Below are 14,046 nucleotides of genomic sequence, written 5' to 3'. Positions count from 1 at the left end.
CATAAAGCGCAGTCGGTTATGGCGAATATTGCGTCGCATCCCGGCCACCCGCAATTTTCAGACGATCACTATACCCTTCGACATACTATCCCCCTGCACGCGGACCGAGCAGCTCTACCCTTCCTTTCCCCGTCGAAAATCGCGGGTTGCCGTAGCGAATGCGAAGGCCTTTACTGCCGGCCTTCAACCAATAGCCGGAACAACTGGCTTCAGAGGGGACATCAGGATGACAGCAGCCTTGAAAACGCGCTTGTTCGGCGCCCTGCTCGCCGTAGGCTTGCTCAGCGGCACGGCGTTGTCGGCTTCCGCCGAAACCGTGTTGAACAAAGGCCTGGGCGGCGAACCCCAATCGCTCGATCCCATCCACACGACCACCAATATCGAGCAGTTCATCATCGACGACCTCTACGAAGGTCTCACTGCCTATGACGGCGCCGGCAAGGTGGGTCCCGCCGTCGCCGAAAGCTGGACGGTTTCGCCGGACGGGCTGGTCTACACCTTCAAATTGCGGCCCAGCGCCAAGTGGTCGAACGGCGACCCGGTCACGGCCGAGGATTTCGTCTACAGCTTCCGGCGCAATCTCGATCCCAAGGAAGCCGGCGAATATGCCAGCCTGTCCTACCCGATCAAGAACGCTCAGGCGATTAATACGGGCAAGGCAGCGGTGGATACGCTCGGCGTCAAGGCCATCGATGCCGGCACGCTGGAAATCACCCTCGAAAGCCCCGTTCCCTTCTTCCCCGAACTCCTGGCGCATCAAAGCGTCGTGCCGGTGAACAAGGCCAATGTCGAGAAATATGGCCGCGATTTCGCCAAGGCGGGCAAGCTGGTGTCGAACGGCGCCTATACGGTCACCGAGCAGATACCCGGCGATCACCTCACCTTCGTCAAGAACCCCAATTACTGGGGCGCGGCAAATGTGAAGATCGATCGCGTCGTCGCCTATCCAAGCGAGGACCAGGCCGCCATCCAGCGCCGCTTCCTGGCCGGGGAACTCGACCTCGCCTATCAGTTCCAGGCCGATCAGCGCAAATTCCTGCAGGAGAAGGTCGGCGACGAGGTTCACGTCTCGCCATCGACGTCGAGCGAATATTACGCCTTCGACACCCGCAAGCCGCCCTTCGACGACATCCGGGTCCGACGGGCCTTCGCCATGGCTATCGACCGCGACTTCCTGGCCAATGACGTGCTGAACGGTGTCTATCAGCCTCTCTATAGCTGGATCCCGGAGGGTATCGCCAACTACACGCCGGCCAAGGCCGACTTCGCCGACACGCCTCAGCTCGACCGCGAGGACAAGGCCAAGGAACTCTTGAAGGAAGCGGGCTACGGCCCGGGCGGCAAGCCGCTCAAGGTCGAGATCCGCTACAACACCAACGAGAACTGGAAGAAGGTCGCCACGGCGATCGCCGATATGTGGAAGAGCCTCGGCGCCGAGGTCACCATGCTCAATTCCGATCTCAAGTCTCACTATTCCTATCTGCAGCAAGGCAATAGTTTCGACGTCACGCGGGCAGGCTGGGTCGCCGACTATGCCGATCCGGAGAATTTCCTGACCCTGGGTGTCTCCACCAACAAGGTCTTCAACTACGGCCACTACAACAATCCCGAATTCGATGCCTTGATGGCCAAGTCCTTCACCGAGCGGGACGTGGCCAAGCGCATGCAGATCCTGCACGACGCCGAAGCCATGCTGCTGCGCGATGCGTCGGTCACACCCCTGCTGGTTTATAACGACCCCTGGCTGGTCTCCAAGAAGGTCAAGGGCTGGCACGACAACCTTGCCAACCACCACGGCACGCGTTTCCTCACCAAGGAATGAGCTGCTGCGTGTGAGAGGCAGGAGGCCATCCTCCTGTCTCTCATCCGCGGTTGGAGAAGCGTGCTTGCCTCGCCGATGACAGGCCTGAACGCTTCGCAGACAGCCAATCCGAGGCGATGTCATGCTTTCATTCGTGCTGAAGCGTCTGGCGAGCGCGATTCCGACCCTATTCGTGATCGTCACGCTTTCTTTTTTCCTAATGCGCCAGGTACCGGGCGGGCCCTTCAATCTCGCCCGGCCGCTGCCGCCGCAGATCATGGACAACCTGAATCGCGTCTATCATCTCGATGACCCGGTATGGAAACAGTATCTAAATTATATCTGGAACGTATTGCGCGGCGATTTTGGCCCCAGTTACGTCTATCGCGACTATACGGTCTCTGAAATCATCCTCCAGAAACTGCCCTACTCCCTGCAACTGGGCAGCATGGCCCTGCTTCTGGCTGTCGTCGGCGGCATTCTGATCGGAACGACCGCCGCACTGCGCCAGAATTCGATCGTGGATGTTGCCGTGACCGCGATCGGCAATATCGGCATCACCATCCCCAATTTCGTCATCGGGCCGGTCCTCGCGCTCCTCTTCGGACAAACCCTGCATTGGTTGCCGACCGGCAGTTGGGGCGACGGTTCGTTTCGCTATCTGCTCCTGCCGATGATCACCCTGGCCCTGCCGGAACTGGCGACCTTTGCCCGCCTGATGCGTGGCTCCATGCTGGAGGCCCTGCATGCCGACCACATCCGCACGGCGAAGGCCTATGGCCTGCCCGCTAAGCTGACCATCGTCGCCCATGCCATGCGCGCCGGCATCCTGCCGATCGTCACTTATCTTGCTCCCGCCGCCGCCTCGCTGCTGACGGGCTCGGTAGTGGTCGAGAAGGTGTTCGGCATTCCCGGCGTCGGCAAGGATTTCGTCGAGGGTGCGCTCAACCGCGATTATACGCTGGTGATGGCGACCGTGGTGCTGGTTTCGGTCTTCATCATCGTCTTCAACCTGATCGTCGACCTGCTCTATGCCTGGCTCGATCCGAGGGTGCGTCATGACTGAAACAAGCCTGGCACCCGCCACGCTCCCGCGCAGCCGCAGCCTGCTCGAACTCGCCTGGCTGCGCCTGCGCCGCAACAAGGCCGCCATGGTCAGCCTGTTCGTGTTCGCGGCCATCGTGATATTTTCCGTGCTGGGACCGTTCTTTTCGCCCCACGGCTATGACCAGGTCTATGGGTCCTACGTCAAGGTTCCCCCCAGCCTCTCGCCCTATCCCAAGCACGCGACGCTCGAGGAGGCCATGAAGCGCGCTGCTTCACAGGCCCGTCTGCAGGTCCAATCCTTCGAGACCTCGGGCACCCAGTTCACGGCCACATTGACGTCAAGCCGGGCGATCGATCCGCGCGCCACCCGCTATGTCGACCGCATCGACGAATTCCGCAACACCAAGGTCACCGATATCAGGGCCGACGGCCGTACGGTCGTCATGCAGGGTGACATCAATGGCCAGTATTTCCTGCTCGGCACCGATGGCAATGGCCGCGATCTCATGACCCGTATCATGATCGGCGGCCAGGTCTCGCTGCTCGTCGGCCTGCTCGCCAGCCTGGTCAGCTTGGTCATCGGCGTTACCTACGGCGCCGTGTCGGGCTATATTGGCGGGCGTGCCGACAATCTGATGATGCGCTTCGTGGAGATCCTCTATTCGCTCCCGTTCATGTTCTTCGTCATCCTGCTGGTGGCTTCGTTCGGGCGCGATTTCTGGCTGATCTTCGTCGCCATCGGCGCCATCGAATGGCTCGACATGGCCCGCATCGTGCGGGGCCAGACCCTGTCCCTGAAACGGCGCGACTTCATCTCGGCAGCCCATGCCCTGGGGCTCAGCGAGGGGGCGGTGATCCGCCGCCACATCATTCCCAACACGCTGAGCCCGGTGCTGGTGTTCCTGACGGTGCGCATTCCCCGCATCATCCTGCTCGAAAGCTTCCTTTCCTTCCTCGGGCTCGGTGTACAGGCACCGCTCACCAGTTGGGGAGCGCTGATCAAGGAAGGCGCCGATTCCATGGAGGCGGCCCCCTACCTGCTGATCTGCCCGGCCATCTTCCTGGTCACCACCCTGTTCTGCCTCAATTTCATCGGCGACGGCCTGCGCGACGCCTTCGACCCCAAAGATCGCTAGGGCGTTTTTCTTTCAGACGGAGGCGCTTTGAACCGCAAAATGCTACCGATATCAATACGTTAAAACGCGGAGACGGTTCGGCTTAGCCGCATTTTGCTTAAGGGAAGACCGATGCAACAGACACCTGTGGATCAGGCTACGAAAGACATCCTCCTCGACGTCAGCGGCCTGGAGGTCGACTTCAGCACCCCCGACGGTACGGTCAAGGCGGTCAAGGGCATCGACCTCAAGGTCAGCAGAGGCGAGACCGTCGCCATTGTGGGCGAATCCGGCTCGGGCAAGAGCCAGACCATGATGGCATTGATGGGCCTGCTGGCCGGCAACGGCCAGGTCCGGGGATCGGCCAAATATCGCGGCAGGGAACTGCTCGGCCTGCCGGCGAAGGAGCTCAACAAGGTACGCGGCGACAAGATCACCATGATCTTCCAGGAGCCGATGACCTCGCTCGACCCGCTTTACAAGGTCGGGCGCCAGGTAGCCGAGCCGATCGTCCATCATCGCGGCGGCAGCTACAAGCAAGCCCGCAAGAAGGCGGTGGAGCTGTTCAAGCTCGTGGGCATTCCCCATCCCGAGCGGCGGGTGGATGCCTATCCCCATGAGATGTCGGGCGGCCAGCGCCAGCGCGTGATGATCGCCATGGCACTCGCCAACGATCCCGATCTCTTGATCGCGGACGAGCCGACCACCGCGCTCGACGTCACCGTGCAGGCGCAGATCCTGTCCCTCCTCGCCGATCTCCGGCAGCGCCTGGGCATGTCCATCGTCTTCATCAGCCACGACCTCAACATCGTCCGGCGTTTTGCCGATCGCGTCTATGTCATGCGCCGTGGCGAAGTGGTGGAGACCGGCACCACGCAGGAAGTCTTCGACAATCCCCGACATGACTACACCAAGATGCTGCTGGCAGCCGAACCGTCGGGCCACAAGGATCCGCCGCGTCCCGATGCTCCCGTGCTGCTCGAGGGCCGCAACATCCGCGTCACCTATCATCTCAGCGGCAGTCTGTTCGGCGGCCACAAGGCGATGGATCTGAAGGCGGTGGACGATGTTTCCGTGCGCCTGCAGCAGGGACAGACCATCGGCATCGTGGGTGAGTCGGGGTCGGGCAAGTCGACCCTGGGCCGCGCCCTGCTGCGGCTGAATACCGGCGAAGGCGACATCCGTTTCGATGGCCGGGACATCTCGCGGGCGAGCGTGCTCGAGATGCGCCCACTGCGGCGCGCCCTGCAATTGGTGTTCCAGGACCCCTATGGCTCGCTCTCTCCGCGCATGTCGGTGGGTTCCATCGTCACCGAAGGCCTCAGGGTGCATGAACCGAATCTGTCGGCCGCCGAGCGCGACAAGCGCGCCGTCCAGGCTCTGACCGAGGTTGGTCTGGATCCTGCCGCCCGCAACCGCTATCCGCATGAATTCTCGGGCGGCCAGCGCCAGCGCATCGCTATTGCACGGGCGATGATCCTCAAGCCCAAGGTGGTGGTGCTGGACGAGCCGACCTCGGCGCTCGACCGCTCGGTGCAGAAACAGATCGTCGAGCTGCTACGCAACCTGCAGGCCGCGCATGGCCTGTCCTATCTGTTCATCAGCCATGACCTTTCGGTGATCAGGGCCTTGTCCGACTATGTCGTCGTGATGAAGGAGGGCCGCATCGTCGAAGAAGGGGCCACCGCCCAGATTTTCGATGCGCCGCGGGAAACCTATACCCAGACCCTGATGGCGGCAGCGCTGGGCAAGGAACGTGTGGAGGCCGTAAGGGACCTGAGCGACCACCATTGACCAAGGTGACAAGATACGCGTCTGGTGGGTATCCTGGGAAACGCCGCATGATCACGCTTGCTGGCATGGTTCTTCGTCCTACTTTGTAATGGAACCGTTCGATGAAAAGGCCCCGCTTCTTCCTCTGCGTCATCCTCGCGCTGGCACTGATGCCTTCTGCTTTGAGCACTCCTGCCCTGGCCGATGATTCGATGGTGAGCTTCGCCATGCCGAGCGGCAATATTTCCTGCCAGTTCATTCCGCAGAGCGATGGTGCCAGCGCGGGATCAGGATTGCCGACCCTGAGCTGCGAAAGGGATAAGCAATCGCCCGCACGGATCATTCTCGGGCCGAGCGGGAAGGGCGCCCTCTATAAGGATGTCAGCGATCCCTTCTGCTGCGAGGGCGAAACCACCGTTGGCTATGGCCAGACCTGGGAGAACGGTCCCTTCAAATGCGTCTCGGCCGAGGATGGCTTGACCTGCCGCAGGCGGGACGGGCACGGCTTCTTCATCAGCCGGACGAAATTGCTGGCCTATTGAAGAAATCGCGAAGAGCTGTCGCCGACGCGTCGCTTTGCGGGACCGTTGTCATGCCCCCGTCATCGCAAGGTCTTATCCGCGATTCCCAATTCGTAACCTGGAATCGGGAAGGAGCGGATGGGCATGACGGATGCGAACAGCATCGGGACGCAGGCGCCGGCCAAGCGGCAGGGGCATGTCAAGCAGGCCGTGGAGCACCACCGACTGCTGTCGTTGCGCGGCCTGCAGGATCGGCTCTTCACCCTGGCCTTCAGCGGCCTCGTCTATGCCCAGATCTGGGAAGATCCCGAGATCGACATGGAAGCGCTGGCGCTGAAGTCCGACGACCGGCTGGTCGCCATCGCCTCCGGCGGCTGCAACGTGATGAGCTACCTCAAGGCCGATCCGGCCTCGATCACCGCGGTCGACCTCAACCGCCACCACATCGCGCTCAACCGCCTGAAGATCGCCGCGGCCCGGCAGTTGCCGGATCATGCCGCCTTCTACGATTTCTTCGCCCGCGCCGACCAGCGCCGCAATATTCAGGCCTATGAAACGGCGCTTCGTCCCCATCTCGATGCGGAGACGCGGGCCTACTGGGATGGCCGCGACCTGCTCGGCCGCCGCCGTATCGGCTATTTCGGCAAGAACCTCTACCGCTATGGCCTGCTCGGCCGCTTCATCGGCTTGGGGCATCTGATCGGGCGGCTGCATCGCATCGATCCGGCCGACCTGCTGGCGGCGCGCGACCTCGCCGAACAGCGCCGGGTCTTCGACGAGCGCATCGCCCCCCTGTTCGACCGTCCGCATATCAAATGGCTCACGCGCCGGCGGGCCTCGCTTTATGGCCTGGGCATTCCGCCCGAGCAATATGACGCCCTGGCCGGGGCGGCCGCAGACGGGGAAGGCATTGCCGACGTGCTGCGCGAGAGGCTGGAGCGTCTCGCCTGCGACTTCGACCTCAAGGACAATTATTTCGCCTGGCAGGCCTTCGGCCGCGGCTACAAGCCGGAAGGCGACGGGCCGGTGCCGCCCTATCTCGAGCAGGCCGCCTATGAAGCCGTGCGCGGCCGTGCCGATCGCATCGATGTCCGCCACGTCAATTTGATCGACCACCTCAAGGCCCAGCCGGCAGCCAGCCTTGACGCCTATGTGCTGCTCGATGCTCAGGACTGGATGACCGATGTCATCCTCACCCAGCTGTGGAGCGAGATCACCCGCACGGCCCGTCCCGGTGCCCGCGTGATCTTCCGCACCGCCGCCGAGGAGAGCCTGCTTCCCGGTCGCATCCCAGCCGACCTGCTGGCTCGCTGGTCCTACGACCGCGAGCGCTGCCGGGCCTGGACTGCGCGCGACCGCTCCGCGATCTATGGCGGCTTTCATCTCTACGAACTGCGAGCCCTCCATTGAGCATCGGGATGCAGACGGACGATGCTGCGGCGGCGATGAACCGGATCTATCGCCACCAGCGCTACATCTATGATCTCACGCGCAAATATTACCTGCTTGGCCGGGACCGCCTGATCGCCTCGCTGCAACCGGCCACCGGCGATGCCATTCTCGAAATCGGCTGCGGCACCGGCCGCAACCTCATCGCCGTGGCCCGGCGCTATCCGGCCACGCCGCTCTCCGGCTTCGACATCTCGACGGCGATGCTCGAAACGGCACGAGGCTCACTCGACCGCAAGGGACTGGCCCGCGTCGCGGTGGCCCAGGCCGATGCCACCCGTTTCTCGCCCGAGCAATTCGGGCGCAAGGGTTTCGAGCGCATCTATATCTCCTACACGCTGTCGATGATCCCCGATTGGCACGCCGTGCTGCAACGGGCCGTTTCAGCCTTGGAGCCGGGCGGTCGCCTTCTCATCGTGGATTTCGGCCAGCAGGTGGGCCTGCCGAGCTGGTTCAAGCGGGTGCTCTTTGCCTGGCTGGCGCGCTTCCACGTCCATCCGATCGCCGCACTGCCCGCAGCACTGGCGGATCTCGCAAGCCGCGAGGGCTTGCAGCTCCGAGCCAAGGACCTCTACCGCGGCTACGCGTTCTATGCGGAACTGGAACGGAAACCGAGCAAGCCGATCTCCTGATCGCGCCACGTCTTGGCGCTGGTGCTGGGAGGGTGGGAGAAACCCCTCTGCTCTTTTCGGAGCCCCAGCTGATCGCCTCGCCAAGTCTTACCTCCCGGCCTGGCTAAGGCATGTCCATTGAGCCCGATCGACAGGGTTCGAGCAAATATGCGACAAGGCTGATGGCGTCAGCTCCTTCAATGCCGGTTGACGACCGGTACACCGAGACGCCTCATCCCCGCCTTTCCCAAAACACCGTGCCCTCGAAGCGGAAAGCCTGCTCGCCATGCTGGTTGAGCGCCGAGCTCAGCATGGAGACGATGCCCCATTCGGGACGGGAGGCGCTTTCCTTCTTGCCCGTGATCTCCACGCTGTAGCGCAGCGTATCGCCGGCGCGCACCGGCCTGGCCCAGACCATGTTGCGGAAGCCCGGCGACGGGCCGAGCTTGACTACCGGCTTGCCGAGCTGACGCGCCCTGATGATCTCGACCTCCTGATGCGCCACCAGGAGCTTCATCCAGACTGCGGCAACCTGCCAGCCCGACGCCACCAGGCCACCGAAATGGCTGTCCGCCGCAGCCGCTTCGTCGACATGAAAAGGCTGGGGATCGTAGAGGGTGGCAAAGCGCTTGATATTCTCGGCCGAAAAGGTGAAAGCGCCGATCTCGTCGGTATCACCGATGGCAAGATCCTCGAAATATTTCATGCCGCCTGCCTCCGGCCGAACATGATGGAACCGGTCTGGGTGGTCACCACCGTCTTGCCGTCCGCCACCAATTCGAACAGGAACTTCACCAGGCCCATCTCGGGGCGGCTCTTGGAAGCGCGCGCTTCCAGGACCGTGCGGCGAACGCTCAGCGTGACATCCGGGCGGAGCGGCGCCAGCCACTTCACCTCGTCGATGCCCGGCGCGCCCATCGAGGTGGAGTTGAGCATGAAGCCATCGCAGTTGAGCCGCATCAAGATGCAGCAGGCGTGCCAGCCCGAAGCGGCGAGCCCGCCGAGCATGGTACCTTTTGCCGCCTCGTCGTCGAGATGAAACGGCTGGGGATCGTATTCCCTGGCAAAAGCCAGGATGGCCTCGCGTGTCAGCCTGTACGAGCCGTAGGTGGCAATCTCGCCGACCGGGAAATCTTCGAAATGGAGCAAGGTATCAGCCATGCCCTCAGGATGGACCGATTAGGCCCTCAACGGCAAGAGCCTGGTATTTGTCGAGGAAGGCCTCGACTGGGAGCCTGCGGAAGTCCGGCAAAGCGGCTCGCAGGGTTTCGTGCGGCCAATTCCACCAGGCCAAGGCCTGCAGGCGCTCGGCAACCGCTTCCGCGAAGCGACGACGGATCGGCCGCGCCGGATTGCCCGCAACGATGGTATAGGCTTCCACGTCGCGGGTGATCACGGCGCCGGCCCCCACCACGGCGCCAGTGCCGATACGGCGACCCGGCAGCACGATTGCGCCATGGCCGATCCAGACGTCATGGCCGATATGGACGTCATGCTGCCTGCGCCAGGCAAAGAAGTCGTCCTCGTCGCCCTCGCCTTCGAAATAGGCCGAGGCGCGATAGCTGAAATGGCTCTGGCTCGCGCGATCCATCGGATGATTGCCCGGATTGATGCGCGTATGGGCCGCGATCGACACGAAACGCCCGATATGGCTGTAGGCGATGTCCGCATCGTTGACGACATAGGAATAGTCGCCGAGCTCGACCTCGTTCAGGTTGGTCCGCGGACCCACCTCGGTGTAACGCCCGAGCCGGCTCGCTGAAATCGAAGCCGTCGGGTCGATGAAAGGCGTGTGGCTGAGTTTGGGCAAGACAATTCACCGGTGATGGAAAGCCCCCTGCTTCCCATCCTCCTGCGACAGCGCCATGACAGGAAACGATCCGAGCGCCCGGCCTGTCGCAATTGCCGGCGACATCCGCGGGGGATCGTCACCGAAACATCATTGAACTGCCATCCCTCTGTAATCGCCCGGCGTTACCGACTCCGGAAACCTGCACGAGAAGGATCTGTTCATGCTGGCGATCAAAGGAGTTTCCAGGCGCTTCGGCGGCAAGGCGGCCGTCGCCGACGTCAATCTGGAAATCGCGCCCGGCGCCTTCATCGGCGTGATCGGGCGCTCAGGGGCCGGCAAGTCGACCTTGCTGCGCATGCTGAACCGCCTCGTCGACCCGAGCGAGGGTACGATCTCCTTCGATGGCGTCGATGTCACGGCCCTGCGCGGACAGGCCCTGCGGGACTGGCGCGCGCGCTGCGCCATGATCTTCCAGCAGTTCAACCTCATCGGCCGCCTCGACGTCCTCACCAATGTGCTGATGGGCCGCCTCAACAAGGTCTCGACCGCCAGCGCCGTACTGCAGCTGTGGGGCCTCGAGGACAAGGCCATGGCGCTCGCCGCGCTGGAGCAGTTCGACATCGCCAATCTTGCCGGCCAGCGTGCCGACAGCCTGTCCGGCGGTCAGCAGCAGCGCGTGGCGATCGCCCGCGCCTTGGTACAGGAACCTTCGATCATCCTGGCGGACGAGCCGATCGCCTCGCTCGACCCGCGCAATACCAAGGTGGTGATGGATGCGCTCTTACGCATCAACAAGCATTTCGGCATCACCGTCATCTGCAATCTCCATTCGCTCGATCTCGCCCGCGGCTATTGCGACCGCCTGATCGGCATGTCCGCCGGTCGGGTGGTGTTCGACGGCGCCCCCGCGGCGCTGACGGCAGATGCGGCCCGCGACCTCTACGGCCTGGAGGCCGGCGAAGTCATGGACGCCGATGCCGACACCAAATGGGCAGGCGGTACAAATTCGGCAGGCTTGGCTCGCCCTGCCAGCGTCGCGGCCTGACAGGCCGGCTGCGCATCTTCAAGAGCCATAAGAATACGATATTTCCGACAGGAGAGACCTATGCTTTCGCGCCGCACGCTGCTCGGCCTTGCCGCAGCCGCCATGAGCTTTGCCGCGGGTACTGCCCAGGCCGAGGACTGGAAGGCCCAGTATCCCGAATTGACGCTCGCCGTCATTCCGGCCGAGAACGCCTCCACCACCAATGACCGCTACCAGCCGCTGGCCGACTACATCGCCAAGCAGGTCGGCGTACCGGTCAAGCTCAACATCGCCAACGACTACGCCGCCGTGATCGAAGCCCAGCGCGCCGGCTTTGCCCAGATCGCCTGGTATGGCCCGGCCTCCTATGCCCGCGCCATCATCACCGGCGTCGCCACCGAGCCGGTCGCCGTTCCCCGCCATAACAATGGCCTCACCGGCTATTATTCGGTGATCTATGTGAAGGCTGACAGCCCCTACAAGACCATCGAGGACCTCAAGGGCAAGAAGCTCGCCCTCGTCGACCCGAACTCGACCTCCGGCAACAACGCACCGCGCTTCGGCCTGCACAGCCAGGGCATCGACGTCGACAAGTTCTTTTCGTCCGTCGTCTTCGCCGGTAGCCACGACAATGCCGTGCTGGCCCTTGCCCAGGGTACCGCCGACGCCGCCGCCAACAGCTGGAACTCGGAAGACGATTCCAACCTGACCCGCATGCTCAGCCGCGGCATCCTCAAGAAGGATGACGGCACCGCGATGACCAAGGCCGATTTCCGTGTCATCTACAAGACGCCCTTCCTGCCTGAAGGCCCCTATACGGTGCTCGCCTCGCTGCCCGAGGACCTGAAGAAGAAGATCGGCGCCGCCCTGATCGACTACGCCAAGAACGACAAGGCCAATTTCGACAAGCTTTCCGATGGCAAGGATCTCGAACTCACGGCGATCAGCGCCAAGGAATATCAGCCGATCGTGGACATGGTGAAGTTCAACGACGCGCTCCGCAAGACCCAGTAAAGCCAGGCACGACCGAAAGAAAGGGCGCGTACCGCAAGGTGCGCGCCCTTTGCGCAGACGGATTTCGCCTTGGACCGCGCTCGTTCGACTTGGCAGGAGGATATAATATTGCCGGCTATCAATAGCCTGCCGGAGGCGCAGGCCCAGGCCTTGCTAAAAGCCTACCAGGCAACCATTGCCGCCAAGAAGCGGCGGATCTGGCTCGCCGTCGCTGTCGGCATCGCCCTCTACGCCCTGTCGGCGCATGTGGCATCGGTCCGGCCGGGTTTCCTGTGGACTCATCTCGGCAACTTCACCTCCTTCTTCAGCCGCATCGCCCCTCCCCTCAGCCTCGGCAACTTCCTCAGCGATATCAGGGAGTGGTATTGGGGCTTCGGCAAGTGGCTGGTGCTGCTCGGCGACACGCTGCTCGTCGCCTATCTCGGCACGCTGCTCGGCGTTCTCGGTGCCTTCGTCCTGTGTTTCATGGCCGCTGCAAACCTGACGCGTAGCCGGCTTTTGCGTGCCGTGGTCCGCCGCTGGCTCGAATTCTGCCGCACGGTTCCCACCATCGTCTTTGCCATGATCTTCCTGATCGCCTTCAAGTCCGGACCGATGGCCGGCGCCCTGGCACTCGCCATCCACACCATGGGCGCGCTCGGCAAGCTGTTTGCCGAAGTGGTCGAGAATGCCGACATGAAGCCGGTCGAGGGCACGGTCGCCACCGGCGGTTCCTGGCTGGAGAGCATACGCTTTGCCGTGCTGCCCCAGACCCTGCCCAACTTCGCGTCCTATTCCCTGCTCCGCTTCGAGATCAACGTGAGGGAGGCCGGCGTGATGGGCTTCATCGGCGTCGGCGGCATCGGCCAGGAACTCCTGGTGGCGATCCGCACCTTCGCCTATGCCGACGTCAGCGCCATTCTTTTGATGATCATCGTCACCGTCTTCATCATCGACTTCGCCACCGAGAAGCTGCGCCACCGCCTGATCGGCCAAGAGGCACTCCATTGAACAAGGCGATGCCATGAACAATCGCATCAACGGCCCGGCACCGCGTCCGGCGGGTCCGCTCGCCCCGCTCGGCCCTGAAAAGCTCGCCTCAGTGGCGGCCCGCCACCGCGCCCATTTCGAAACCTCCTGGCGGACGCGTTTCCTGGCGGGCGGCGTGATCGCCGTCCTGCTCGCCCTTGCCGTCGTCGCCATGATCCGGCTCGAAGTCACGCCGGATCGGTTCTTCAGCGGCCTTTCGCGGCTCGGCACCTTCGTGGTGCAGATGTTCCCGCCCAATGACGAAGGCAAATTCTGGTTCTTCGTCGAAGCCCTCGCCGAAACGCTCGCCATCGCCTTCGCCGGCACGCTCACCGCGGCCGTGCTGGCCGCGCCTGTGGCCTTCCTGGCGGCCCGCAACGTCATTCCCAATGTCTTCGTGCGGTTCGCCGTGCGCCGCGGTCTCGATGTGATCCGTTCCGTCGATGCGCTGATCTGGGCGCTGGTCTGGGTCGGCGTCGTCGGCCTCGGTCCCTTCGCCGGCGTGCTTGCCATCATCTGCGTGGACTTCGGTGCCTTCGGCAAGCTGTTCTCCGAGGCAATCGAGACCACCGACAACAAGGCGAGCGAGGGCGTTCTCTCCACGGGCGGCAACCGGATCCACCGCATCCGCTTCGCCCTGATCCCGCAGGTCCTGCCGGTGATGGCGAGCCAGGTGCTCTATTTCTTCGAATCCAATGTGCGTTCGGCGACCATCATCGGTATCGTCGGGGCCGGCGGCGTCGGCCAGTATCTGGCCGAATTGCTGCGGGTACTCGACCTGCCACCGCTCGGCGTGCTGATCTTCATGATCCTGGTCACCGTCGCCGTCATCGACGTGATTTCGTCGCGCCTGCGGCTCGCGATCATCGGCCAGCCGCAGCGCCCCTGAGA

The 14,046-nt window shown here is 63.1% G+C and carries 14 protein-coding genes; 11 read left to right on the top strand and 3 right to left on the bottom strand.

What is annotated here, in order from left to right; all coding sequences use genetic code 11:
* The first annotated feature begins 226 nt into the window (after window positions 1-226).
* The 7 genes from ACTJKX_RS01565 (at window position 227) to ACTJKX_RS01535 (ending at window position 8,338) form a co-directional block, all read left to right on the top strand.
* Window positions 227-1,822 carry a peptide ABC transporter substrate-binding protein gene (locus tag ACTJKX_RS01565; protein WP_440724143.1) on the top strand — a complete coding sequence of 532 codons (1,596 nt, stop codon included), beginning with the start codon at window positions 227-229 and terminating at the stop codon, window positions 1,820-1,822.
* Between the two features lie 121 nt (window positions 1,823-1,943).
* Complete coding sequence (locus tag ACTJKX_RS01560; RefSeq protein WP_394310295.1) at window positions 1,944-2,867, top strand: ABC transporter permease subunit; 924 nt, start codon at window positions 1,944-1,946, stop codon at window positions 2,865-2,867.
* Window positions 2,860-3,984 (top strand): ABC transporter permease, encoded by a 1,125-nt coding sequence (locus ACTJKX_RS01555; RefSeq protein ID WP_440724142.1) that lies wholly within the window; start codon window positions 2,860-2,862, stop codon window positions 3,982-3,984. Before ACTJKX_RS01560 ends, ACTJKX_RS01555 begins: the two co-directional genes overlap by 8 nt.
* Window positions 3,985-4,095: 111 nt before the next feature.
* On the top strand, window positions 4,096-5,757 hold the full coding sequence (locus tag ACTJKX_RS01550; protein ID WP_440724141.1) for an ABC transporter ATP-binding protein: 1,662 nt from the start codon (window positions 4,096-4,098) through the stop codon (window positions 5,755-5,757).
* A 101-nt stretch (window positions 5,758-5,858) separates the two neighbouring features.
* Window positions 5,859-6,278 carry a DUF6636 domain-containing protein gene (locus tag ACTJKX_RS01545; RefSeq protein ID WP_440724140.1) on the top strand — a complete coding sequence of 140 codons (420 nt, stop codon included), beginning with the start codon at window positions 5,859-5,861 and terminating at the stop codon, window positions 6,276-6,278.
* A gap of 123 nt (window positions 6,279-6,401) precedes the next feature.
* Window positions 6,402-7,667: a DUF3419 family protein gene (locus ACTJKX_RS01540; protein ID WP_149254210.1), complete on the top strand. Its 1,266-nt coding sequence runs from the start codon at window positions 6,402-6,404 to the stop codon at window positions 7,665-7,667.
* An 8-nt stretch (window positions 7,668-7,675) separates the two neighbouring features.
* On the top strand, window positions 7,676-8,338 hold the full coding sequence (locus ACTJKX_RS01535) for a class I SAM-dependent methyltransferase (RefSeq protein WP_149254209.1): 663 nt from the start codon (window positions 7,676-7,678) through the stop codon (window positions 8,336-8,338).
* Between the two features lie 211 nt (window positions 8,339-8,549).
* Here ACTJKX_RS01535 and ACTJKX_RS01530 read toward each other — a convergent pair whose 3' ends face one another.
* Genes ACTJKX_RS01530 through ACTJKX_RS01520 form a run of 3 tightly spaced genes read right to left on the bottom strand, consistent with a single transcriptional unit; the run spans window position 8,550 to window position 10,133 of the window.
* Window positions 8,550-9,023: a MaoC family dehydratase gene (locus tag ACTJKX_RS01530; RefSeq protein ID WP_149254208.1), complete on the bottom strand. Its 474-nt coding sequence runs from the start codon at window positions 9,021-9,023 to the stop codon at window positions 8,550-8,552.
* Window positions 9,020-9,478, bottom strand: coding sequence for a MaoC family dehydratase (locus tag ACTJKX_RS01525; RefSeq protein ID WP_187829606.1), 459 nt, complete (start codon window positions 9,476-9,478; stop codon window positions 9,020-9,022). Before ACTJKX_RS01525 ends, ACTJKX_RS01530 begins: the two co-directional genes overlap by 4 nt.
* 4 nt (window positions 9,479-9,482) lie before the next feature.
* Window positions 9,483-10,133: a chloramphenicol acetyltransferase gene (locus ACTJKX_RS01520; RefSeq protein ID WP_440724499.1), complete on the bottom strand. Its 651-nt coding sequence runs from the start codon at window positions 10,131-10,133 to the stop codon at window positions 9,483-9,485.
* A gap of 196 nt (window positions 10,134-10,329) precedes the next feature.
* On the opposite strand from ACTJKX_RS01520, the gene phnC reads away from it, so the two are divergent.
* From phnC to phnE (ACTJKX_RS01500), 4 genes are all read left to right on the top strand, one after another.
* Window positions 10,330-11,154, top strand: a complete 825-nt coding sequence (gene phnC, locus ACTJKX_RS01515; RefSeq protein ID WP_440724139.1) for a phosphonate ABC transporter ATP-binding protein — start codon at window positions 10,330-10,332, stop codon at window positions 11,152-11,154.
* A gap of 60 nt (window positions 11,155-11,214) precedes the next feature.
* On the top strand, window positions 11,215-12,147 hold the full coding sequence (gene phnD, locus ACTJKX_RS01510; protein ID WP_440724138.1) for a phosphonate ABC transporter substrate-binding protein: 933 nt from the start codon (window positions 11,215-11,217) through the stop codon (window positions 12,145-12,147).
* 105 nt (window positions 12,148-12,252) lie between these two features.
* Window positions 12,253-13,137, top strand: coding sequence for a phosphonate ABC transporter, permease protein PhnE (gene phnE, locus ACTJKX_RS01505; protein ID WP_440724498.1), 885 nt, complete (start codon window positions 12,253-12,255; stop codon window positions 13,135-13,137).
* Between the two features lie 13 nt (window positions 13,138-13,150).
* Complete coding sequence (gene phnE, locus ACTJKX_RS01500; protein ID WP_082979743.1) at window positions 13,151-14,044, top strand: phosphonate ABC transporter, permease protein PhnE; 894 nt, start codon at window positions 13,151-13,153, stop codon at window positions 14,042-14,044.
* Window positions 14,045-14,046 lie beyond the last annotated feature (2 nt).

It is taken from the genome of Labrys sp. 22185 (assembly GCF_052045555.1).
Taxonomy (GTDB): domain Bacteria; phylum Pseudomonadota; class Alphaproteobacteria; order Rhizobiales; family Labraceae; genus Labrys; species Labrys neptuniae.
This window is presented reverse-complemented; position numbering and strand designations above follow the sequence as displayed.